23 protein-coding genes are annotated in these 21,577 nt (G+C 38.3%); 14 read left to right on the top strand and 9 right to left on the bottom strand.

Annotation, left to right across the window (positions count from 1 at the left end; translation table 11 throughout):
* Position 1 precedes the first annotated feature (1 nt).
* The 3 genes from nuoN (at position 2) to ACTJJG_RS09795 (ending at position 2,641) form a co-directional block, all read left to right on the top strand.
* Positions 2-1,495, top strand: a complete 1,494-nt coding sequence (gene nuoN / locus ACTJJG_RS09805; RefSeq protein ID WP_017386603.1) for an NADH-quinone oxidoreductase subunit NuoN — start codon at positions 2-4, stop codon at positions 1,493-1,495.
* A gap of 100 nt (positions 1,496-1,595) precedes the next feature.
* Positions 1,596-2,231, top strand: a complete 636-nt coding sequence (gene upp / locus ACTJJG_RS09800; protein ID WP_002120045.1) for a uracil phosphoribosyltransferase — start codon at positions 1,596-1,598, stop codon at positions 2,229-2,231.
* Between the two features lie 116 nt (positions 2,232-2,347).
* A complete protein-coding gene (locus ACTJJG_RS09795) occupies positions 2,348-2,641 on the top strand; it encodes a cold shock domain-containing protein (RefSeq protein ID WP_005803269.1) in 294 nt (97 codons plus the stop codon).
* 19 nt (positions 2,642-2,660) lie between these two features.
* Here the strand turns inward: ACTJJG_RS09795 and gigC are convergent, their stop codons facing one another.
* The gene (gigC, locus tag ACTJJG_RS09790) at positions 2,661-3,545 is read right to left on the bottom strand and encodes a LysR family transcriptional regulator GigC (protein WP_002120024.1); all 885 of its coding nucleotides are present in this window, start codon (positions 3,543-3,545) and stop codon (positions 2,661-2,663) included.
* A gap of 86 nt (positions 3,546-3,631) precedes the next feature.
* Here gigC and ACTJJG_RS09785 point away from each other — a divergent pair, with 86 nt between their 5' ends.
* Positions 3,632-4,393, top strand: a complete 762-nt coding sequence (locus ACTJJG_RS09785) for a ferredoxin--NADP reductase (RefSeq protein WP_032056923.1) — start codon at positions 3,632-3,634, stop codon at positions 4,391-4,393.
* 49 nt (positions 4,394-4,442) lie between these two features.
* Here the strand turns inward: ACTJJG_RS09785 and ACTJJG_RS09780 are convergent, their stop codons facing one another.
* Positions 4,443-4,862, bottom strand: coding sequence for a hypothetical protein (locus ACTJJG_RS09780; protein WP_014205905.1), 420 nt, complete (start codon positions 4,860-4,862; stop codon positions 4,443-4,445).
* A gap of 290 nt (positions 4,863-5,152) precedes the next feature.
* Here ACTJJG_RS09780 and ACTJJG_RS09775 point away from each other — a divergent pair, with 290 nt between their 5' ends.
* The 3 genes from ACTJJG_RS09775 (at position 5,153) to ACTJJG_RS09765 (ending at position 7,606) form a co-directional block, all read left to right on the top strand.
* Entirely contained in the window at positions 5,153-5,380 is a 228-nt protein-coding gene (locus ACTJJG_RS09775; protein ID WP_002120072.1) for a hypothetical protein, read from the top strand.
* 225 nt (positions 5,381-5,605) lie between these two features.
* Entirely contained in the window at positions 5,606-7,309 is a 1,704-nt protein-coding gene (locus ACTJJG_RS09770) for a mechanosensitive ion channel (RefSeq protein ID WP_372552696.1), read from the top strand.
* A gap of 126 nt (positions 7,310-7,435) precedes the next feature.
* Positions 7,436-7,606 (top strand): hypothetical protein, encoded by a 171-nt coding sequence (locus ACTJJG_RS09765; protein ID WP_002120038.1) that lies wholly within the window; start codon positions 7,436-7,438, stop codon positions 7,604-7,606.
* A 12-nt stretch (positions 7,607-7,618) separates the two neighbouring features.
* On the opposite strand, the gene ACTJJG_RS09760 is transcribed toward ACTJJG_RS09765, so the two are convergent.
* From ACTJJG_RS09760 to ACTJJG_RS09740, 5 genes are all read right to left on the bottom strand, one after another.
* On the bottom strand, positions 7,619-8,818 hold the full coding sequence (locus tag ACTJJG_RS09760; RefSeq protein WP_032056922.1) for an NAD(P)/FAD-dependent oxidoreductase: 1,200 nt from the start codon (positions 8,816-8,818) through the stop codon (positions 7,619-7,621).
* A 117-nt stretch (positions 8,819-8,935) separates the two neighbouring features.
* Positions 8,936-9,817 carry a 1-aminocyclopropane-1-carboxylate deaminase/D-cysteine desulfhydrase gene (locus ACTJJG_RS09755; RefSeq protein WP_032056921.1) on the bottom strand — a complete coding sequence of 294 codons (882 nt, stop codon included), beginning with the start codon at positions 9,815-9,817 and terminating at the stop codon, positions 8,936-8,938.
* A gap of 65 nt (positions 9,818-9,882) precedes the next feature.
* The gene (locus ACTJJG_RS09750) at positions 9,883-11,001 is read right to left on the bottom strand and encodes an HlyD family secretion protein (RefSeq protein ID WP_032056920.1); all 1,119 of its coding nucleotides are present in this window, start codon (positions 10,999-11,001) and stop codon (positions 9,883-9,885) included.
* A 39-nt stretch (positions 11,002-11,040) separates the two neighbouring features.
* The gene (locus tag ACTJJG_RS09745; RefSeq protein ID WP_032056919.1) at positions 11,041-12,684 is read right to left on the bottom strand and encodes an MFS transporter; all 1,644 of its coding nucleotides are present in this window, start codon (positions 12,682-12,684) and stop codon (positions 11,041-11,043) included.
* The gene (locus tag ACTJJG_RS09740; protein ID WP_032056918.1) at positions 12,681-13,250 is read right to left on the bottom strand and encodes a TetR/AcrR family transcriptional regulator; all 570 of its coding nucleotides are present in this window, start codon (positions 13,248-13,250) and stop codon (positions 12,681-12,683) included. Before ACTJJG_RS09740 ends, ACTJJG_RS09745 begins: the two co-directional genes overlap by 4 nt.
* 179 nt (positions 13,251-13,429) lie before the next feature.
* Here ACTJJG_RS09740 and ACTJJG_RS09735 point away from each other — a divergent pair, with 179 nt between their 5' ends.
* The 3 genes from ACTJJG_RS09735 to ACTJJG_RS09725 all read left to right on the top strand — a co-directional run bounded on the left by ACTJJG_RS09735 (position 13,430) and on the right by ACTJJG_RS09725 (position 14,720).
* Positions 13,430-14,053 (top strand): LysE family translocator, encoded by a 624-nt coding sequence (locus ACTJJG_RS09735; protein WP_002120398.1) that lies wholly within the window; start codon positions 13,430-13,432, stop codon positions 14,051-14,053.
* A gap of 162 nt (positions 14,054-14,215) precedes the next feature.
* Positions 14,216-14,404 (top strand): NF038215 family lipoprotein, encoded by a 189-nt coding sequence (locus tag ACTJJG_RS09730; protein ID WP_032004289.1) that lies wholly within the window; start codon positions 14,216-14,218, stop codon positions 14,402-14,404.
* On the top strand, positions 14,385-14,720 hold the full coding sequence (locus tag ACTJJG_RS09725) for an EF-hand domain protein (RefSeq protein ID WP_032056917.1): 336 nt from the start codon (positions 14,385-14,387) through the stop codon (positions 14,718-14,720). The genes ACTJJG_RS09730 and ACTJJG_RS09725 overlap by 20 nt, the downstream gene beginning before the upstream one ends.
* Positions 14,721-14,802: 82 nt before the next feature.
* Here ACTJJG_RS09725 and metG read toward each other — a convergent pair whose 3' ends face one another.
* Complete coding sequence (metG, locus tag ACTJJG_RS09720; protein WP_032056916.1) at positions 14,803-16,869, bottom strand: methionine--tRNA ligase; 2,067 nt, start codon at positions 16,867-16,869, stop codon at positions 14,803-14,805.
* 285 nt (positions 16,870-17,154) lie between these two features.
* On the opposite strand from metG, the gene ACTJJG_RS09715 reads away from it, so the two are divergent.
* The 3 genes from ACTJJG_RS09715 to ACTJJG_RS09705 all read left to right on the top strand — a co-directional run bounded on the left by ACTJJG_RS09715 (position 17,155) and on the right by ACTJJG_RS09705 (position 20,007).
* Complete coding sequence (locus tag ACTJJG_RS09715) at positions 17,155-17,655, top strand: hypothetical protein (RefSeq protein ID WP_032056915.1); 501 nt, start codon at positions 17,155-17,157, stop codon at positions 17,653-17,655.
* Between the two features lie 145 nt (positions 17,656-17,800).
* Positions 17,801-18,991 (top strand): iron-sulfur cluster carrier protein ApbC, encoded by a 1,191-nt coding sequence (gene apbC, locus ACTJJG_RS09710; RefSeq protein WP_032056914.1) that lies wholly within the window; start codon positions 17,801-17,803, stop codon positions 18,989-18,991.
* A gap of 143 nt (positions 18,992-19,134) precedes the next feature.
* On the top strand, positions 19,135-20,007 hold the full coding sequence (locus ACTJJG_RS09705) for a 5'-methylthioadenosine/S-adenosylhomocysteine nucleosidase (RefSeq protein ID WP_032056913.1): 873 nt from the start codon (positions 19,135-19,137) through the stop codon (positions 20,005-20,007).
* Positions 20,008-20,039: 32 nt separating this feature from the next.
* Here ACTJJG_RS09705 and ACTJJG_RS09700 read toward each other — a convergent pair whose 3' ends face one another.
* The gene (locus ACTJJG_RS09700) at positions 20,040-20,606 is read right to left on the bottom strand and encodes a DUF2062 domain-containing protein (RefSeq protein ID WP_017401861.1); all 567 of its coding nucleotides are present in this window, start codon (positions 20,604-20,606) and stop codon (positions 20,040-20,042) included.
* Positions 20,607-20,968: 362 nt separating this feature from the next.
* Between ACTJJG_RS09700 and ACTJJG_RS09695 the strand changes: the two genes are divergently transcribed.
* Complete coding sequence (locus ACTJJG_RS09695; protein WP_005071033.1) at positions 20,969-21,562, top strand: LysE family translocator; 594 nt, start codon at positions 20,969-20,971, stop codon at positions 21,560-21,562.
* Positions 21,563-21,577: the final 15 nt, after the last annotated feature.

The following is a 21,577-nucleotide window of genomic DNA, read 5'->3' as shown; positions in this document are numbered from 1 at the left end:
CATGAACTTCACAGTATCATTCTCTACGCTTATGCCTTTAGCTCCGGTGATGATTGTTGCTTTGACAACAATCGTCGTCATGTTGTTAATTTCTATTAAGCGTAATCATAATTTAATCGCAACGACTTCTGTTGTTGGTTTAAACCTTGCTGCACTTTATATTTTATTTGCAGTATTTGGCGGTAAGTTTGTACCGGCAAATGTGATGGGCATGTTTATGGTTGATCCATTTACCATGTTCTATCAATTTATGATTTTGATTGCGGCATTGGCATGTTGTACTTTGTCTCATGCTTACATTGAAACTTATAAAGACAACCGCGAAGAGTTATATCTTTTGTTACTTGCTTCAGTAGCAGGTGCAATGTTGATGGTTGCAAGCTCTCACTATGCATCGTTCTTCATTAGCCTTGAGTTAATGTCGATTCCTGTATATGGCTTACTTGCTTATACTTATCAACGTAGTAACTCACTTGAAGCGGGTATTAAATACCTTGTACTTTCAGCGACAGCTTCTGCAATGTTGTTAATGGGTATGGCATATATCTATGCATATACAGGTTCGCTTTCATTCTATGATTCTGTACAAGCATTATTTGAAGCAATCAAACAGCCAATGGTGTTATTAGGTTTAGCACTTATTATCTTTGCTGTTGCATTTAAATTATCGCTTGCGCCGTTCCATAAATGGACACCGGATGTATATGCAGGTGCACCAGCGCCAATGGCAACTTTCTTAGCGACTGCTGCTAAAGTTGCAACAATTGGTTTGTTCGTGCGCTATATGCTTGCTTCAGGCGCAATGATGGTGAACTCCTTAGTAACTATTTTGACGATCATTGCTGTATTGTCGATTTTAGTTGGTAACTTACTCGCTGTTCGTCAAGTTAACTTAAAACGTATTCTTGGTTATTCATCTATTGCTCACTTTGGTTATTTGTTAATTGCTTTAATTAGCATGACTTATGCGAGCTTGGGTAGCGTAACTGTATATGTAGTATCTTATGTATTAACAACTATTGGTGCCTTTGGTGCAGTAGCGTTAATGTCTAGCCCATATAACAACGTAGATGAAGCACAAAGCCTTGCAGACTACCGTGGTTTGTTCTGGCGTCGTCCAGTACTTACAGCAACTTTAACAGTCATGATGTTGTCTTTGGCTGGTATCCCATTAACAGCAGGCTTCATTGGTAAGTTCTTGGTGGTAATGGCTGCTGTAACAACTCAACACTGGTTCTTAGCTGCAATGATTATTGTGGGTAGTGGTATCGGTTTGTACTATTACTTACGTGTGATGGTTGTAATGTACATGACACCACCGGAAACTCCTCGTATTGATGCAGATGCTCATTGGGGACAAAAAGTGGGTGGTTTAATGGTATTGGCTGCTGCTGCATTAGTTATTATTTTGGGTGTTTACCCAGATCCAATGATTAATTTGGCACTAAAAGCAGAAATTTTATCTCCATTACATTTCATGCTTTCACAACAGTAATTCTGGTGTACAAAAAAGCCTCCAAATCTGGAGGCTTTTTTTTATTGAGCGTTAAAAAAAGATTATAATAAATACGTTTTTATATTTTTAGGTAACATCTGTGGCCATTCAAGAAATTCGTCACCCACTTATTCGTCATAAATTAGGCTTGTTACGCCGTGCTGACATCAGTACTAAAAATTTCCGTGAGCTTGCTCAGGAAGTGACTATGTTGTTGACTTATGAAGCAACAAAAGATTTGCCAGTTGTGGATTGTGAAATTGATGGATGGGCTGGAACTGTTACTACTCAGCGTATTGCTGGTAAAAAAATAACAATTGTACCGATTTTACGTGCCGGAATTGGTATGTTGGATGGTGTACTTAATCTGATTCCAAGTGCAAAGGTGAGTGTTTTAGGTCTTGAGCGTAATGAAGAAACACTAGAAGTTCGCACGTATTATAAAAAATTAGTTCCGGATGTGGCTAATCGTCTTGCGATGATTATTGACCCAATGTTAGCAACGGGTAATTCGTTAGTTGCTGCTATTGATGTGTTAAAGGCAAGTGGTTGTAAAGATATCCGTGTTATGGTGTTGGTTGCTGCACCTGAAGGCGTTGCTAAAGTTGAAGCGGCTCATCCGGATGTGCAAATTTATACGGCATCTATTGATAATGGCTTAAATGAACAAGGTTATATTGTTCCTGGCTTGGGCGATGCTGGCGATAAAATTTTTGGTAGTGTACAAAAAGATTAATTTTTTGAAATCGTAATAAAAAGAGACTTCATTCAACCGTATAATTTTAAAAACGGAATCGTGAGTCTCTTTTTTATTTACTGCAACGACTGGATTGGAAAAGTAGGGGAAAGATCATGAAGCAAGAGTTTTATACTGGATGGGTAAAACAATATAACCCTGATAAAGGTTTTGGTTTTATTGAAACTACTGAAGGAGATATTTTCTTTCATATTTCTGATTTCCCTGCATCAGAGGGCGAACCGAAAAGAAATGAAAAAGTGAGATTTCTTGCCGCAGATAATCAGGGCAAATTTAAAGCGATCAAAATTGAGCGTGTTGACCCGAATCCTGCGAAAACCAAGAAAAATAAAATTGCGGATCACAATAAAGCGATCACAAGCGAATTGTTGTCAAATTTTCGACGTTAATGAATGAAAAGATCAGGTTTTAAACCTGATCTTCACAGAATTGTAAGAATGCTTTGAGACCTGGACCTTGATACTTTTGACGGTGTACCAGCATATAAAGCGGACGGGTAAGCTGCCAGAATGGTGTATCTAAAATTACTAATTGTCCCTTTTCAATTAAAGGTTCAATGGCAAGTTTAGAAATACATGACATACCTAAACCACCAGCAACGATTTTTAAAATTGCTTCATTGTGACCTAGGGTTAAGCGAATATTCGCATCTGGCAGATCTTGCAATATAGCATTATCAAACACTTCACGAGTTCCTGAACCTTCTTCACGTAAAATCCATTCGACTTGAAGAAAATCATGCGCTGTTAGAGGTCTATTTAAACGTGCTAACGGGTGATTTGGGGCACAGCAAACTGCAAGCTCATCATCACGCCAATGAATACATTGGAGTTGAGGTAAGTGACATGAGCCTTCAATTAAAGCTAAATCAAGTTGGAATTGATTGACTGCTTCAATCATTTGGCGTGTATTGCCCACTTGTAATTGCAAATGCGCTTTAGGATGATGCTGTAAAAAGTTTGCCATTAAATCTGGCATGAGGTAATCACTAATCGTTAAAGTGGCCCCAATACGTAAATCAATGCTTTGCAATTCACCTTTTGCAGCTTGCTCAAAAGCTTCACAGCGACCTAATATTTCTAATGCTTGAGGCAATAGAAAACGACCTAAATCATTAAGCTGTAATCGTTTACCTAAACGATCAAATAGAGGAGCACCAAGGCCATCCTCTAAATCGGCTAAAGCCATACTTGCTGCACTTTGCGTCAGTCTGACCGCATCACTCGCTTTGGTGACAGTTCCTTCTTGAGCGACTGCTACAAAAACAGCCAACTGGCGTAATGTCATGCGCATGTTTAAAAAGCCTTAACGTTTAAAAGTATTCATTATTTCGGCTGTCATGCTAACATGAGCGCACTATTTCATGCCACGTTGAAATCATGTCAATTGAAAAATTTAGCGTAGAAAAAGTTTTATCTGTACACCGCTGGACTCCAACTCTTTTTAGTTTCACCATGACTCGCCCTGCACATTTTAAATTTACAGCTGGGCAATTCGCACGTATTGGGCTAAAAGTTGGAGAGGAACTCGTTGTTCGTGCTTATTCGGTAGTCTCATCACCATTTGATGAAACGCTTGAGTTTTTTTCGATTGTAGTACCAGACGGTGCATTTACGTCAAATCTTCAACATTTAAAGGTAGGAGATGAGCTTTATTTAGAAAAAATACCTTATGGTTATTTGACTTTAGCTCGCTATCAACAACCTTTACCGCATGATTTATGGTTATTGGCAACAGGTACGGGTTTAGCTCCATTTTTATCTATGCTACAAGATTTCGATACATGGTCTAAATATCAAAAAATTAATTTGGTCTACAGTGTCCGTACCGCAGCTGAGTTAGCTTACGTTGATCGTATTCAAGAGATTGCTGAAACTTTTGGGGAAGGACATAACGGATTTAAATTTATTCCGATTATTACTCGAGATCCATCTGCGCCATTGCATGATCGTTTGCCGATTCTGATTGAAAATAGTGAATTAGAAAAATCTGCTGGTATAGAGCTGAATCCTGCCACAAGCCACGTCATGCTTTGCGGAAATCCGCAAATGGTAGATGACACTAAAGAGGCTTTAAAGCGCCGTGGTTTGACGATGAATCGTCGAGGTGAGGGAAATATTGCGGTAGAAAATTACTGGTAATAAATCTTATTTTGAAAGTAATTTAAAATTTAATTTTATGGATATGTTATTAGTGGACAAACATATCCATAAATTCGCGAATTTCTGAAATTGCGCTGTCTACATCGGTTGAAAGCCAAGTTGGCTCAAAAAGACCCGCATAATGTTCCAAACGATCTTGTGGAACGACTAAGCGAACAGGACAGTCTTCTTCCAGTAAGCGCCAAGGTAAAATCGGAACATCATTGTCTAGAAAAATATTGATATTACGAATATCAACAATCATGGCATTAATGCAGTCAGGAAATGGCATGACCGAAAATTCTTCAGTACGGCGACGAAAATACTCTAAATCACCCCATTTGAGTTCATAACTTGGTTTATTAAATTCAATAATACCAATGAGATGTTCGTCTCTCGTCTGATGTATATAACATTGATGTGTGACGTCAGTGTCGAGATCAAGTGTTACGTTTTGCTGACGATACATCATAAAATAGAGCAGCTTTAAAACAAGGGGGCTTATTATAGCCTATTTTATAAAAAGTAAGCGCTAAAACATATTGTATTACAAATAGAAGCTCAAAGAAGCTCGAGCATAACTTGTCATTATTTTTTAATGGCTAAATATTTTTGCCTAAATTTTATACTGTTTTTATTATTTTAATAGTAGAGTTTTGCAAACACAGACACCTTAGCATAATGCTTTTTCACACAATGCAACAAACCAAATTGCTATGATGATTATAAAGTTAATGATAAAAGAAGAGGGGAAAGAAGATGCATGATTTTTCAAAACCACCTCATGTGACGAGTCCTGAAGAAACTGCGAAAAAAAGAAGATTGCCAGTTTACATTTTAATTATTGTTGGGCTTTTTCTTATTGCACTCATCGTCTACATGGTTGCTGATCACAGCAAAACACCTAAAGAAGAAGCCGCTTTTCAACATGAGGTCACACCACATGTCATTAAGAGCACTTCAGATTTGAATATTTATAAAGGGTAATAAGCTAACCAGTATATCTTTATAGAAAGCCTTTGGGATGTGACCTGAAGGCTTTTTTTGCAACCTTTTGCATCAATTTGTTGTATTTATGCAGAAGTGTGTTGATTAGAAAATATTCAAAACATAAGGTGAGATAGACCGCATTTATCGTCATTTTTAACAACGAAAAGTGTTTTTCATAATTGATGGCACTGAAAAGAACATAACAATTGAGGACATAACAATATGAATGAATTTTTTGATGGGCCTCGCGGCGCTCAGTTTGATGCGATGTATTACTGGGATCAGTTTCATCCTATTTTAGCTGCAATCGTCATCTTACTGGTCGGCTGGATAATCGCCTTATTAGTTGCGGCAGGTGTAAAAAAACTTCTGCAAAAAGTAAATACCAATGCAAAATTATCTTCAGCAACTGGGCGTGCTCCAAACATAGAAGGTCTTATTTCAAAAGTCGTATTCTGGTTTATTTTAATCTTAGCTGTTGTCGCAGCTCTCAATGTACTTAACATTAGTGGAGTAAGTGGCCCGTTCAGCAATATGGTTAATCAGGTACTCGTCTATATTCCAAATATTATTGCTGCTGTTGTGGTGGGTTTTATTGGTTGGATCGTTGCTCGACTGGTGCGAGCAGGGGTGACCAATGTTTTATCCCGAACTCAACTTGACGATAAGTTAAGCAGTGAAGTGGGTGTAGGTAGAATTAGCCAGAATATTGGTGAAATTCTTTACTGGCTTGTATTGTTACTTTTCCTTCCGATTGTTCTTTCAATATTAGGATTAACAGGCTTACTGATTCCAGTTCAAAATATGGTAAATGATGCTGTAGCATTCTTACCAAATATCTTTATTGCTGGTGTTATCGTTTTTGTTGGTTATATCTTGGCAAAAATTGTACGCGGTATTGTTGAAGGTTTAGTGAATAGCTTAGGTGTTCAGGCTCAAGCTGAAAAAATTGGTCTTTTCAAAAGCTCTAACGTAGGCAAATTCTTAGGGTCATTTGTTTTCGCAATCATCATTATTACAACATTGATTGTAGCGTTTGAAGCTTTAGGGATTGAGACAATTTCTCAGCCAGCAACAGCAATGCTTAATGAAATCTTGCAGGCGATTCCAAACATTATTGCTGCTGGTTTAATTCTACTGGTTGCTTATATTGTTTCTCGTTTTGTTGGTCGCTTAGTCGCTGAATTAATTGCAGGTACAGGTGTTGATGAGATTCCTGCAAAGTTAGATGTACAACGCTTTTTAGGTCAAACTAAAGTTTCTAATGCAGTTGGCTGGTTAATTGTATTCTTTACTATGCTATTTGCGGTTTCTGAAGCTGCGGATCGTCTTGGTTTCGATCAAATTAGTGGTCTAATTGCAATGTTTATCCATTTCGGTGCAAACATTCTATTGGGCGCTGTAATCTTGGTTATTGGTTTCTGGCTTGCCAATGTTGTGGCGAACGTGGTTCAACGCGGCGAATATAATAGCTCGCGTTGGTTAGGTAGTTTAGTTCGTGTATTAATTATTGGTCTTGTACTTGCGCTTGGTTTAAGAGCGATGGGTATTGCAGATTCAATCGTTAATCTTGCATTTGGTTTGACTCTAGGCGCAGTTGCAGTTGCTTTCGCTCTTGCATTTGGTTTAGGTGGTCGCCAACCAGCAGAAAGACTGTTGAGCGATTTGCTAGATAAAGCTAAAAAAGAAGCGAATGAACCGAATCCGCTTTATCAACCGCCTTCTACTACGACCACAAGCAGTCCATCTGCTGGTAGCTCATCTGCAACTACGAGTTCGTCAACATCTACAGTTGCACCAACGACTACTACCTCACCATCAACGGTTTCATCTGATGCAAAACCAGCTGATTCTGCACAAGTAAATCCAGCAGAACCACCAGTAAATAAACCGTTTGGATCTACTGGAGAAAATGACGAAATTTAGTAAGTAAAACTAATTTTCAGATAAACCGTACAAAAAATCTTTGATTTTTGTGATAAGTTCGACCACTCTATATTGAGTGGTCGTTCTTTTTAGACGTTATAAAAACAAATAAGTGAGGAAAATACGATGAAGAAACCAGGTCGTTTTTTAGCACCGATTGTCATTGCGGGAATTACGGTAGGTTTTTTAGCAAGTGCTTATAAATTTGTGTTTAACAAATCTAATTCGTCAAAACAGGCAACAACTCATACACGTAATTCTGAAAAATCTTCAAATGATTCGAAAGCTTCAAATTAGCTTATTGATCATTTAAACGTATTGTGCTGCTGCATAAGCAGAAGACCAAGCCCATTGGAAGTTATAACCTCCTAAATGGCCAGTCACATCAAGTACTTCCCCAATAAAAAACAGTCCTTTCTGCTTTTTACTTTCCATGGTTTTGGAAGATACTTCACTTGTATCAACTCCACCTAAAGTAACTTCGGCAGTACGATACCCTTCTGTACCTGATGGTTTCACAGCAAAACCATGTAGTTGCTCGGCAATATGATCTAGCTGTGCATCACTGATATTACCAATTGCTGTTTCGCTCTGCTCTGACCATATAAGTTGTTGTAGCTCTTGGATAATACTTTTCGCAGTAAACTCACTCAGAAGGGTGCGCAATAGAACTTTAGGTTGGGCTTTCTTTTTATCTTTTAAATAAGTTGCTAAATCTTGGCTTGGGAAAAAGTCAATTTTAAAACTTTCACCAGTGTTCCAATAGTTTGAAAGCTGTAGGGAACTTGGTCCACTCAAGCCGCGATGCGTAAACAATAATGCTTCAGTAAAACTATTTTTCGAGTTACTTAGAGTCACATCTAAAGCATTGCCACTTAGGCGTGTAGTAACTTCTTTAATATGATCTGAAAAGGTAAACGGGACTAAACCTGCGCGAGTTGGGAAAACCGTATGTCCAAATTTTTGTGCCAGTTCATAGCCAAATCCAGAACCACCCAAAGTTGGAATGGATAAACCACCTGTAGCAACCACTAATGACTCACAGCTAAATCGGCCTTGGTTTGTGTGTACAGTAAAACCGCCTTTTTCTAATGGATCAATCTGTACAGCTTCACATTGAGTTTGGATATCAACGTTATTGGTTTTATCACATTCACTCACTAGCATCTCTAAAATTTCTTTAGCGCCGTTTAGCGTGAATAATTGCCCGTGTTTTCGTTCTTCATAAGCAATTTTATAATCACATACCAAACCGATAAAGTCCCAGTTGCTATAGCGTGATAGGGCAGAAATAACGAAGTGTGGATTATGAGAAATATAGTTGTCAGGCTCTACATAAAGGTTGGTAAAGTTACACTTACCACCGCCTGACATTAAAATCTTTTTACCAATTTTATTGGCTTTTTCTAAAATTAAAACCGAGCGCCCTCGTTTAGCAGCATGTGCAGCCAACATGAGTCCAGAAGCACCTGCACCTAAGACAATGACATCGACATGACTGTTAGACATAAGAGATTCTCGATTAATCGTGAAAATTTAAAAGGGGCATATACTATCATGCCGAGCCTTAGTCATGCTAAAGACATTTACTGCTATGCGGAGTAATGTGCACTAAAAGCTAATAAGTTATTGATGTGATTTATTTCTTATATCTGCCTGTAAACCACCAGAATGAATTGCCAGAATGCGAGTTCCTTCAGAAAAGTAATTATTCTTTATAAGATCAAACAGACCGAACATCATCTTTCCCGTATAGATCGGTTCAAGTGGTACCGCATGCTGCTCTTCAAAACTGTCTATAAATGCCAATAATTCGGGTGAAGTTTTTGCATACCCACCACAGCAGTATGCATCTGTCACAGACCAGTTCTGTTTTTTGGTCCACTGCCGAATTTCTTGTTGTAAAAAGTCACCTTTTAAAGCCGAAAACCCTAAGACTTTTTGATCTGCTGAACTCCTTTCAATAAGACCCGAAATCGTTCCGCCAGTTCCTACTGCACAGCAAATCACATCATATTGATTTAAATCACTTTGGCTGAGAATTTCCTGACAACCTTGAACTGCCAATTCATTGGTGCCGCCTTCAGGAATAATGAAAATTTCAGGAAATTGATGACGTAATTGTTGAAGATAGTTTGCATTATCTCGTAAGCGATATTCATTGCGTGAGACAAAATGTAGATGCATTCCTAAACTTTGAGCTTTTGCTAAGGTTGGATTCAGAGGTTTGTCAGCTAACTCTTCACCACGAATAATTCCAATACTTTTTAAGCCAAAAAGATGAGCTGCGTAGGCAGTCGCGGCAATATGATTTGAATAGGCCCCTCCAAAAGTCAAAATGCTCGATAAACCTTGTTGTTTTGCGACAAGCAGATTGTATTTTAGTTTGAAAAATTTATTGCCCGAAATTTGAGGATGAACTAAATCTAATCGCTTAATGTCGAGATGAACTAAAGAGGGGAGTTCAATGTGCTGATAGGAAACAGGCTGGGCAATGTGATCAAACATTAGAAATTGAGAAAAATAATGATTGATCACATTGTAGCTTTTTAAATAGAGCTTTAAAAAGCTGTTTACGAACTTGTATCGACAGAAGTAATTACTGACATGCCAGGGCGTAAGTGTTCCATTCCTTCTTGATTTGGATCAATAGTAATGCGTACGGCAATTCTTTGAACAACTTTGGTAAAGTTACCTGTCGCATTGTCAGGTTTTAATACACTGAACTCGGAACCCGCAGCAGGTGAGATCTGCTCAACATGCCCTGTAAATTTTTTGTGTTTCATCGCATCGACTGTAAACCATGCTTTTTGACCAATCCGCATATTGGCAATTTGGGTTTCTTTAAAGTTGGCAATCACCCAAGTTTGCTGTGGGATGAGGTAGAGTAATTGTGACCCTGCTGCTACATATTGCCCAACACGAGGGTTCACCTCACCAAGTTGACCATCCATTGGAGCAACAATAACGCTATAGTCTTTAGTAGTTTGTGCTTGGTCTAGTTGTGCTTTAGCACTGGAAACTTGTGCTTCTAATCCAGCTTCTGCCACTTGCGCTGTTTTAAGCGCTTCTTTGGCAACTAAAACATTGGCCTCTGCCTGCTTCAGTGCTGCAAGGTTATTTTCAGCATCTGCTGCGGCTTTATCTTGCTCAGATTTAGAAGCTGCTCCACTATTTCCTAACTGTTGATATCGTCTAAGCTGTGCTAAAGAAAGCTCATATTGAGCCCTAACTTGTTCAACTTTTGCTTGTGCAGCCACAATATCAGCTTGTTTTTGAGCAATAGACTGTGTCTGATTGGCTAAAGTATTTTTAGCTTGTTCAACTCCAGAAGCCGCTTGCGTTACTTTTTGGTCGTAGGTGGTTGCATCAATATGCATTAATACTTGACCTTTCTTAACGTGGTCAAAGTCCTTAACTAATACATCTTTAACATAGCCATTAATTTGCGACGATAAAATCGTTGTTTTACCTTTAACATAACTATTGTCAGTTTGCTGAACACTCGTTGCGAAGGGTCCGATTCTCCATGCCCACAAAATCACTAAAATACCGACAATGAGCACAACTAACATCCATAATAAAGTGGAGCGTTTTGTTGGAATCAGTTTGCTCGCGGGTGCCGGTTCGTTAGATGGAGCGGGAGCTGCTTGAGGTGGAGCTTGTTCCGGTTTGTTTTGATCATCTGACATATATCAATCTCAATTTCTATTTCATCAATAAAGAAGCCATTAAGGACGGCTAATTCCTCTGCGTTGTAGATATTTACTACGTGCAATATTAAATCCACCCCACAAGAGTAGGGCGATAGCAAAAATACCGTTCAATGCAATAACGTCATTGTAGGCACGCACTTGCGCTTCACGAGTGACCACTTGATTAAGTGAGCGCATGGATTGGGCTGTTTGTAATGCTGGGTCAGTAGTCGTAACTGATGCGCTGCGTTGATATATAGAGAGCCTTTGAGCAACTAGAGGGTCTGCTTGTTCTAAATCTTTAATAATCTCGACTTGATAGTTCTGCGTGCGGTGTTGTTGATAGGTCGAGAAGAATGAAGACCCGACAAGGCCGCCAAATGTTTGAGTTGCAGAGAACAGCACAATAAAAGTCACCACATACGAAGGACCTTTAGCCAAAGTTTGCGCAAAGCCAATCAGGAGCAATGGCCCAATAAATAAACCACCTGCAAAGCCTACTAAAAACTGACTTGCAAAGAAGTTCACAGGTCGGACATCACTGGTTAAGTGATAATCCAGTCCACATGCGACTAAAATTAAAAATTCTGCAAAAAGTAAGTGGAAGATAATCCGTTCGCGTGAAAAAGTCAGTGCACTAAAAAGTGTTCCGCTTAAAATCCCTATCAATATGACCACATAGAGTGGAACAAATTGGTCTGGACCCATCCCCATTGTTTTTAAGAAGTTAACAGCTGCGTAGCTTTGTTCTGACATTAAAAGTCGAATAGCAAAAGCACCAAAAATGAAGCGTAGGGTCGAAGCGGCGCCTAACCAGCGTGTCATAATTAATGGATTGGCACGATAGTGCTCATAGAGCAAACCAAGAACAACTAAACTAAAACCTGCAATTAAGACGTAAGCAAGCCATTCACTGTTGAACCACCATAAAATTGGACCTTGCGTGAGCACAATACACAAGCAGGCAAAACCTGGAGCCAATAAAGCAAATGTAAAGAAATCCTGCTTCTCAAAAACATAAATTCTTAAGCTACGTGGTAACTTCAATGAAACGACCATGGCTAAACAACAAAGTGCTAAGCCGAGCTCAAAGGTATATAGAACAGACCAACTATCTGTATTTACGAGAAATGGAGAAATAATCCAAGCTAACGGCACGCCAAGTTGCTGAAAACCAAAGGCAATATATATACCTTTTGCCATGTCTGCTTTTTTAAAAGCTTGCATGGTGTAATACATACCTAAAGAGCTTAATGGCGCACCAGCTAAACCAGCTACAACCCGCGCAAATAGGGCCATTTCATAAGTATGCACAAAAATATGTAATACCAGAACTGCAATAAAAATCACGAGTCCTATTTCCGAAAATACTCTCAGGCCATACTGTTGCCGGGCTTTAAATAAAATCAGGTTTGAACTGACATTTGCCATGACATAAGCAGCAGGCAACCAAGCCGCTTCGGAAGGAGTTAGTCCATACTCACCTTGGATTAAAGGTAAATTTGCCGTAATAAAACCATTACTTAAGCTTGCCGAAAGGGCGATAAATAAACCAATAAAAAAGTAAATAAATCGCTTAGGTACAGAGTGTTCAATAGCTGCTGGTGAACCAGGTAAAGTCGGTTGCTCTTCTGGGGTCCAGTCTGGTGGTGTTTCTAAGTAACGAGGCGTTTTACTCATTCTATCCCTCGAATTTTTTGTATTTGAATACCATGAAATAGTAATTCAATTGCTCGTTTTGCTAAGCGAGTCTGTTCTTCTGGCTCATGTCCTTGAAATGAAGAACCCAACATTGCTGTGACCATTGCATAGTCATCGGCGGTCAGATCAGCTCGGCACAATTTTTGTTTTATCGCATTTTCAATCAGTGGGTTAAGTACATTATTTCGCCGTTCATAAATTTTTAACATAATTGGATCTTGTCGATCAATCACTCTCCAAAAATCTTGCAAAATTGCGAGCTTGGGAAGTTGCCCAATATGTCCTTCAATTAAACGAAATAAACCATCTTCGAATTGTTGAAAATGAGCTGCTTTTTGCTCTAGCTGTGTAATCGCACGTTCTAAAAGTGCACTAATTAAAGCTTTTCGATCACAAAAGTTACGGTAGAACGTCGCTCTGCCGACCCCAGCGTGGTCAATCACAACTTGTAAGGGAACATTAATGCCATGAATACGAAAACATTCTTCGGCTGCATTGAGTAATTCATCCCGATTATGGGCTGCAATTTTTTGACGTTTACTCATGTCATCGGTTTGGGGAGTTCTAAAGGTTATATATTTAACGGACATTTTTGTCCGTTGTGAAGATTTAAATTGTAAAAACATGAAAATTCAATTTTCATCATTTATATCTTCGCCATTTTTATATGTGTCACAAAAAGCTGTTAGAATACCGCGCAATTGCATGATGCTAGGTCAATACAATGTTTGAGTCCCTTATTCCTCTTTTTTCAATTGCGATGGCATTGATGCTTGGAGCAATAAGTCCTGGGCCAAGCTTTATTTATGTTGCACAAAATTCAATTTCTAAATCACGTAAACATGGGTTGTTTACCGCTTTAGGGACGGGGACAGGCGCAGCGCTTTTTGGTCTATTAGCAGTTATGGGATTGCAAGCAGTTTTATTGGCGGTGCCTTCTGCTTATTTAATTTTAAAAATTGGTGGTGGGCTATATTTGCTTTGGCTGGCTTTTAAAATTATTAAACATGCTAAAGAACCAATTGCGATGGAAAACGATGGCAAATCGAAAATGACCTATAAACAGGCATATCGATATGGCTTAATTACCCAGTTAAGTAATCCAAAAATCGCAGTCGTGCTAGCGAGTGTATTTACTGCTTTGTTGCCAAAAGAAATTCCAAATTATTACTACGTCGCATTACCAGTGATTTGTTTTATGATTGATGCGGGTTGGTACTCATGTGTGGCAATGCTGCTCTCTTCAGAGAAGCCTCGAAAAATGTATCTGAAAGCAAAAACAGGGGTGGATCGAGTTGCTGGAAGTATTGTGACTTTATTGGGTTTAAAATTAATTTTCTTCAAATGATTACTCTTTAATTAAAATATCTACAAAATCCAAAGCCAGCTATTTATAGACTGGCTTTATTTTTGAGTGAAATATATACAAATTGAAATATCTTTTTTAGCACTTAAATACTTTAAAAGTGGTAACTTAATAAATAAAACAAAAAGAAATGAGGATCACGTTATGAAAAAACTAATAGTGAGCATTTCTGTAGTTTTTCTCATCTTAACTACAGGATGTGAGATGAGAACGACGAGTAAACAACAATCGGCAAATGAGCGGACTATGAGTATTGTGGGTACTCCAGTTCACGAAAAGGATTATAAAATTTCCGATATACAAGTGAATAATCATGAGCAATCTAACTATTAAGTTACTTGCTGGATGTGCAACTTACTGTATTTTGAATATGGTAAATGCGTGTGAGCCTGCATCTTTAGATTGGGAGCTTTTTCAGGAAAAATATGATTTAAATCATGATGGCATGTATAGCCTCAAAGAGTTTCAACGTGTTGAAGACTTTTATCCCTATAACTGGCCGAGTGATAAGCGTTTTCAAAGTGAAAACAAGCAGACAGAGCTATTTCATTATTTAGATGAAAATAAGAATGGCTATTTAACAAATGAAGAGTTGGGAAATATACACGTTTTATTTAATAACCCTTGCGAAGGGTGGCCGTGGTCCTAATTTAGTAAGCCTCGTTTAAACCTATTCAAAGTCCTTAAAAACAAAAAAGCTCCCAATTTAGGGAGCTTTTTTTGAAAGCAGATTAAGAAACTTTATCGCCAGGTTTCGCACCGCTGTCTGGAGAAATAATGAAAATACCTTCACCATTTCCGGCAGCAAGTACCATGCCGTTTGAAATACCAAAACGCATTTTTCGTGGTGCAAGGTTAGCCACCATAACAACCAATTTACCTTTTAGGTCTTCTGGTGTGTATTGGCTACGAATACCACTAAATACATTGCGTGGTTCAGCTTCACCAACGTCTAAAGTAAGTTGTAGTAGTTTATCTGAACCTTCAACTGTACCTGCTTCAATGACCTGAGCAACACGTAAGTCAACTTTTAAGAAATCTTCAATACCGATAATTTCAGCTTCACCAACTGCTGGAGTAGGCGCTGCTTTTTTCTCAGCTGCTTTGTCTTTTTTCACTGCCGCTTTTGTTGCTTCTGGAGCAGGAGCACCTAAAGACTCTTTAGAAGCATCAACCATAGCTGCAACAGCTTTTGGATCAACACGCTGCATAAGCGGTTGGAACTGCGCAATCTCATGGCTTACAAGAATTTGTTTGCGTGACTCGAAATCGAAGCTTTCAAGTTTTAAGAAATCTTGAACTTGTTGAGCTAAAGTTGGCAGAACTGGAGCCAAGTAAACCGCTAATTGACGGAATAAGTTGATACCCACAGAGCAGACGTCAAGAACTTGTTGCTCTTGACCTTCTTGTTTAGCAAGTGCCCAAGGCTTTTTCTCATCAATATATTGGTTTGCACGGTCAGCTAGCGCCATGATTTCACGGATCGCCGTAGAGAATTCACGTGCTTCATATGCAGCAGCGATTGAATCGCCAGCATCAATAAAACTTTGTACTAACTCAGTTTCTGCACAGTCAGCAGATAAAGTATTGTTAAAATTGCTGTTAATAAATTTCGCACAGCGGCTAGCAATATTAACGACTTTACCGACTAAGTCTGAATTTACTTTCTGAACAAAGTCATCAAGATTTAAGTCAGAGTCTTCAACTTTATCTGAAAGTTTAGACGCAAAGTAGTAACGTAAATATTCTGGGTTTAAATGCTGTAAATACGTCTCCGCCTTAATGAAAGTACCACGTGACTTAGACATTTTTTGTCCATTTACAGTCAAGAAACCGTTTACAAATAAGCCTGTTGGGGTGCGATAGTTCGCACCTTCAAGCATTGCAGGCCAGAATAAAGCATGGAAATAAACAATGTCTTTACCAATAAAATGATAAACATCGTTTTGGCTGTTTTTTTTCCAGAAATCATCAAAGTTTAAATCTGGGCGTTTAGCTTTGATATAGTTTTCAAAACTAGACATATAACCAATTGGGGCATCTACCCATACGTAGAAATATTTATTTGGTGCGTCTGGAATTTCAAAGCCAAAATATGGTGCATCACGAGAAATATCCCAGTCTGCTAAACCAGCTTCAAACCATTCATCTAACTTGTTCGCAATTGAAAGAGGTAAACGTCCTTCATCACGCGTCCATTTTTGTAAATATTCAGAGAAGTTTGGAAGCTTGAAGAAATAGTGATCTGATGATTTTTCAACTGGTGTTGCGCCACTTAATGTTGAACGTGGATTAAGTAACTCAGTTGCATTGTAAGTTGTACCGCACACCTCACATGAGTCGCCGTATTGATCTTCTGATTTACATTTTGGGCATGTACCCTTAATGAAACGGTCAGACAAGAACATCCCTTTTTCTGGGTCAAATAATTGAGTTACAGGACGAACTGCAATATTTCCAGCTTCACGGTTTTTAATATAGATATCTGTTGAACGTGCTTTGTTTGCATCGCTATGCGTTGAATCGTAATGATCGAAATGTACACCAAAACCGTCAAAATCACGGATGTGTTCTTTTTGAACATTCGCAATTTGCTCTTCTGGGCTAATACCATTTGCTTCGGCACGTAGCATAATTGCTGTACCGTGAGCATCATCCGCACATACATAAGTCACATCATGACCCATTGCTCGCATGGCACGAACCCAGATATCTGCCTGGATGTAACCGAGTAAATGACCCATATGAATTGGACCATTAGCATAAGGGAGGGCATTAGTGACTAAAATTTTACGCACGGATTTCATTCTCTCATTCGTATTTATAAGGTGGAAGATTTTAACTGATGCAGGGAGATAAGCAAAGATTAATAATCTCCAGCTTGGCATAAGCGATTTCTATTAAAATGGATTTTGGTCAGGCATGGTTTCTCTTTAGAACAGATAAATAAATCAAAAAATATTTGAATCTTCCTGTATTGTCTTTGTTTCAAATTGCAGTTACGGTCAGAAAATAAGCCATAACGATGTATAACTAATAACTTATTTCAGGTAATTTTTTAATTAACTATGAGGATAACAACGATGACTACAGAAAATAAATTAGATGAATTAAAGGCAAAAGCGGCTGATGCAAAAGTACAAGGTGAAAAAGCTTTGGACGATTTAAAGGAAAATGTAAAAGAGAAGCAAGCTGCTGGTAAAGAAGCAGTTGAAGATAAGGTAGACCAATTAAAGGCAAAAGCAGCTGATGCGAAAGTACAAGGCGAAAAAGCTTTGGACGATTTAAAGGAAAATGTAAAAGAGAAACAAGCTTCTGGTAAAGAGGCTCTTGAAGAAAAAGCAACTGATTTAAAAGGTAAACTTGAGGATGTTCAGCATAGTCTACAAGATAAGTTTGATCATTTGCGTACAGAAGCAGCTCATAAACTTGACGATGCTAAAGCCAAAGCTGCGGAATTAAAGGAAGAGGCTGCTACAAAATTGGATGAGTTGAAAACGCAAGCAACCGCAAAACTTGATGAGTTGAAGAAAACTGCGACCGATAAACTCAATAAATTAAAGAACCATGATTCTGCTGAATAAGCTGATTTAAACTAAAATCTGCACTCCTTACCTAAAAGATGAGATGTGAAGTTAGTAATTATTCATCCCAAGGTGAGCGAGTGCGGAGCAATACTGTTACACTATCTCCATTAAGCTGTAATGATCTGTTTTTGGAGTAAACAATATGTCTTGGCTTTCTTCATTAAAGTCCGTTTTTTCACCCGCACAAGAGGTGAAAGAAGATGAAATCCAAACCGTACTCCAAAATTATTTATTACCGGATTCAAAAGATGCTTTAAAGGAGCGTATTAGTCAGCTTCAAGTTCAGGGTCGTGTATTACAACTTACGATTAATACATTTCCTGATGAAAAAGAGCATTTGCAGCAAATCCATGATGATTTAGCGGGTGCATTAGAAAAGTGCGGTATTGAAGAACTTAATTTACACGTGGTTCAACAAAAGCGCCCTACACAAGAAAGTTCAAATTTACCTCCTGTACTTGACGCCTCACCTAAATCAGAACCAGATCCAAATAATCCACCGATTCAAAAAGCCGCTCCGCAACAAAGAGATGTTCCTCTTCACCCTCGCATTAAGAATGTTATTTTAGTTTCATCTGGAAAGGGTGGTGTTGGTAAATCGACAACTACGGTCAATTTGGCACTTGCCTTGCAAAAAATGGGACTTAAGGTTGGAGTTTTGGATGCCGATATCTATGGCCCAAGTATCCCGACAATGCTAGGCAATGCAGGCAAAACACCTCTTATTGAAAGTGAAAATTTCGTGCCTTTAGATGCCTATGGAATGGCCGTGTTATCGATTGGACATTTAACTGGTGATAACAACACACCTGTCGCGTGGCGTGGGCCAAAGGCAACGGGGGCTTTAATGCAACTGTTTAATCAAACGCTTTGGCCTGATCTAGATGTACTCATGATTGATATGCCGCCGGGTACTGGTGATATTCAGCTGACACTTGCACAGCGTATTCCGGTTACAGGCTCCATCATTGTGACTACTCCACAAAATGTTGCCTTGCTTGATGCCACCAAAGGAATTAAGTTATTTAATAAAGTGGGTATTCCCGTATTAGGTGTTGTCGAAAACATGTCGACTCATATTTGCTCAAACTGTGGCCATGAAGAGCAAATTTTTGGTATCGGTGGTGGTGATAAGCTTTCCGAGCAATACCATATTCCATTGTTAGGCCGTTTGCCTCTAAATGCTCAAATACGTGAACATGCTGATCAGGGTAAACCGAGTGTTGTGGCAATGGATGATGCGGCTGATAGTTATATTGAGATTGCTAAAGCAGTCTGGCAGCAGATTGAAAAAATCCCTCAACGCACACGTGATGATAAGCGTATTTTCTAATTTATTAAAACCCGGCTTTAAGTCGGGTTTTTTATCATCTGATTAAAATAAAAAATTAAATTACTGAATCCTAATAACAAAGCTGAACTTGAAATTGGCATGTAGATTGCTACTTTACACTTTTTAAAAAGAAAGGTTAAAAAATGCAATTTAAGTATAGTTTGGGCGTAATCAGTTTATGTAGCGCTTTATTTTTAGTTGGATGTAACGATGACAACTCATCTGCTTCACAAACACCAACACTTCAGGAACAAAAACAGAAGTTACAGCCGATCATTATTCAGGGTGCTTTACCTGTAGAGTCGGAAAGAATGGCTTCAAAGTTAGAAAATAAGACTGTTGAAACCATTGGTGGATGGAGCTTCTGGAAAGGGACCTATAATGGTTATCCAATGATTATTTCTAAAACCCGCATGGGTATGAGTAACTCTGCTGCATCAACTGCTCTAGCGATTGAACGCTATAAACCAATTGCGATCATCAATCAGGGAACCTCGGGTGGACATGATCCTGACTTACATGTTTATGATATTGTTTTAGGAAAATATACAACCAATATTGGTGCATTTAGAACACCTAAACAGCCAGTGGGTGGTGGTTCAAACTCACTCACATGGGTTGAGGCTTTTGACGTTTTGCCAACAAGTGAATCTGACCCAGAGCCGATTGCAATACGCAAATTTGAAGGTGACCAAGAGTTGTTAATGGCGGCACATAAAGTCCGTTATGATAAAGGTGATGTGGTTGAAGGAACGATTGGTTCAGCAGATGTCTGGAATAATGAGCTAGATCGTATTCAATTTTTCCATCAACGTTATGGTACTTCTGTTGAAGAAATGGAAGCGGCATCTGTTGCGCAAATCGCAAGTCAATTTAACGTTCCTTTCTTAGGCATTCGAATCTTATCTAATAATATTACCAATAATGGAGCTTATGACCCTGGTACAGGAGAGGCTTGCCAAGAATATGTACTTAATGTAGCTGAAGAATATATGAAATCAAAATTGCCGAAATAATGATTTAAACTTATGCAAGAAGAGTGAAAATTTTATAAAACCTCTTCTTGCTTCTTTTGACGATGTCTACTTTTCCAGTTTTTAACAACCATCCAGCGCCAGAAAATTTCTGTACATATATATAAAATGACAGCAAATACAAAAGCTTCTACAACAAGTCCAGTCATCAAGATTTTCGCAAGACTAAAATCAATATGGCCATGGCCGAAATGAGTAATCCAACGAGAAATCTGATGCAATACACCCAGTAACATTTCTTTGTTAATCATATGCACATGAAAAATATGAGCACCGAACCAAAAACCGATATATAGAATAGGAACTAATGTAAGCGGGTTACTTAACCAAGCGAGCATCAAGCTAATTGGTAAATTTACTTCGAATAGTAATACAGCCATCACAATAAATACGCTGTGAAAAGGAATAGGCAGTAAACCAAAAAAAGTTCCGACAAAAACAGCTCGGGTAATTGATTTTCGATTGACATACCAAAGCACAGGATTAAGAGTCTTTTTACCAAAAATCCTTAGAAATTTCATATTTGAAACTTTCTCGGGGGAGGGAAGCCAAGATTGAAAAAAATGCTTTGCCATAATCATTAAGGGTAGTAAAGCGCGATGCTCTATATAAAAAATCAGAAACAATATATGAATTGAAACTTATTAAAAGCTTAAAATTTAAACTTACCAGTGCTATATATTTTTTATTATAAAGACTTTTGATGGAAAAATAGACTTAAAATAAAAATAGTTATGTTACTTAACTCAGAATCTATTTGAAAAGTATAACAACTGACCGTAAAGTTTTCTTCTCGACTTTATGTGGTAATTTTATAAATATTTGTTTTTATATACTTTATTTTTATTTTGAAAATAACTTGAAATACTTTGTCTTACAATTACCTTTTGCCTTGTGACAGGATATCTATTAATCTGAGATGACTATATTGTGAGGTCATTCAATGATTTCATGGCTTTTTATTGGCTTAGTAGCCACAATTTTACTTACTCCAGGCCCAACCAATACTCTGCTCGCTTCTTCAGGAGTACAAGTGGGTTTAAGGAAGTCAGTAAAACTTATTCCAGCAGAAGTTTTGGGTTATGTAATCTCTATTTCTGCATGGGGAATGCTGATTGGAAAAGTGTCTAGCACACTACCAATGCTGCCGCCTATTCTAAAGCTATTGAGCGCTTGCTATATTATTTTCTTAGCCATCAAGTTATGGCATACGGCAAATCAAGAAGTTGAATTAAATCAGCCAACGATTCGTGCTCGTGAGTTATTCTGCGCCACTTTATTAAACCCAAAAGCCTTACTCTTTGCCTCAGCAATTTTCCCGGTAGCTGCATGGAGTAATTTTCATATTTATTTAATTCATATGATGGCTTATTTAGCGCTTATTACCCCAATTGCATTGTTCTGGATTTTCTTGGGATCGGTTTTAGCTTCTAAGAAAGTGGGTTGGTTAAATCAAACTAACTTGCAAAAAACCGCTTCACTTGTATTGGTCAGCTTTTCAATTCCAATTAGTTATTCTGCTTTACTGAACCTTTAAACGTACTGCTGAGCT

This window comes from Acinetobacter sp. 22512 (assembly GCF_052044755.1).
Lineage (GTDB): Bacteria > Pseudomonadota > Gammaproteobacteria > Pseudomonadales > Moraxellaceae > Acinetobacter > Acinetobacter pittii.
Note: the sequence above shows the minus strand (reverse complement) of the source record. Positions and strands in the feature narration are given on the sequence as shown.

What these genes read in the sequence shown, in the direction of transcription:
- ACTJJG_RS09700 (WP_017401861.1), bottom strand. Translation starts at nt 20,606, where the DNA reads ATGATTATGGCAAAGCATTTTTTTCAATCTTGGCTTCCCTCCCCCGAG.
- nuoN (WP_017386603.1), top strand. Translation starts at nt 2, where the DNA reads ATGAACTTCACAGTATCATTCTCTACGCTTATGCCTTTAGCTCCGGTG.
- ACTJJG_RS09715 (WP_032056915.1), top strand. Translation starts at nt 17,155, where the DNA reads ATGACTACAGAAAATAAATTAGATGAATTAAAGGCAAAAGCGGCTGAT.
- ACTJJG_RS09750 (WP_032056920.1), bottom strand. Translation starts at nt 11,001, where the DNA reads ATGTCAGATGATCAAAACAAACCGGAACAAGCTCCACCTCAAGCAGCT.
- ACTJJG_RS09755 (WP_032056921.1), bottom strand. Translation starts at nt 9,817, where the DNA reads ATGTTTGATCACATTGCCCAGCCTGTTTCCTATCAGCACATTGAACTC.
- ACTJJG_RS09780 (WP_014205905.1), bottom strand. Translation starts at nt 4,862, where the DNA reads ATGTATCGTCAGCAAAACGTAACACTTGATCTCGACACTGACGTCACA.
- ACTJJG_RS09760 (WP_032056922.1), bottom strand. Translation starts at nt 8,818, where the DNA reads ATGTCTAACAGTCATGTCGATGTCATTGTCTTAGGTGCAGGTGCTTCT.
- ACTJJG_RS09745 (WP_032056919.1), bottom strand. Translation starts at nt 12,684, where the DNA reads ATGAGTAAAACGCCTCGTTACTTAGAAACACCACCAGACTGGACCCCA.
- ACTJJG_RS09705 (WP_032056913.1), top strand. Translation starts at nt 19,135, where the DNA reads ATGCAATTTAAGTATAGTTTGGGCGTAATCAGTTTATGTAGCGCTTTA.
- ACTJJG_RS09795 (WP_005803269.1), top strand. Translation starts at nt 2,348, where the DNA reads ATGAAGCAAGAGTTTTATACTGGATGGGTAAAACAATATAACCCTGAT.
- ACTJJG_RS09730 (WP_032004289.1), top strand. Translation starts at nt 14,216, where the DNA reads ATGAAAAAACTAATAGTGAGCATTTCTGTAGTTTTTCTCATCTTAACT.
- ACTJJG_RS09765 (WP_002120038.1), top strand. Translation starts at nt 7,436, where the DNA reads ATGAAGAAACCAGGTCGTTTTTTAGCACCGATTGTCATTGCGGGAATT.
- ACTJJG_RS09725 (WP_032056917.1), top strand. Translation starts at nt 14,385, where the DNA reads ATGAGCAATCTAACTATTAAGTTACTTGCTGGATGTGCAACTTACTGT.
- ACTJJG_RS09770 (WP_372552696.1), top strand. Translation starts at nt 5,606, where the DNA reads ATGAATGAATTTTTTGATGGGCCTCGCGGCGCTCAGTTTGATGCGATG.
- ACTJJG_RS09775 (WP_002120072.1), top strand. Translation starts at nt 5,153, where the DNA reads ATGCATGATTTTTCAAAACCACCTCATGTGACGAGTCCTGAAGAAACT.
- ACTJJG_RS09785 (WP_032056923.1), top strand. Translation starts at nt 3,632, where the DNA reads ATGTCAATTGAAAAATTTAGCGTAGAAAAAGTTTTATCTGTACACCGC.
- apbC (WP_032056914.1), top strand. Translation starts at nt 17,801, where the DNA reads ATGTCTTGGCTTTCTTCATTAAAGTCCGTTTTTTCACCCGCACAAGAG.
- ACTJJG_RS09740 (WP_032056918.1), bottom strand. Translation starts at nt 13,250, where the DNA reads ATGAGTAAACGTCAAAAAATTGCAGCCCATAATCGGGATGAATTACTC.
- ACTJJG_RS09695 (WP_005071033.1), top strand. Translation starts at nt 20,969, where the DNA reads ATGATTTCATGGCTTTTTATTGGCTTAGTAGCCACAATTTTACTTACT.
- gigC (WP_002120024.1), bottom strand. Translation starts at nt 3,545, where the DNA reads ATGCGCATGACATTACGCCAGTTGGCTGTTTTTGTAGCAGTCGCTCAA.
- ACTJJG_RS09735 (WP_002120398.1), top strand. Translation starts at nt 13,430, where the DNA reads ATGTTTGAGTCCCTTATTCCTCTTTTTTCAATTGCGATGGCATTGATG.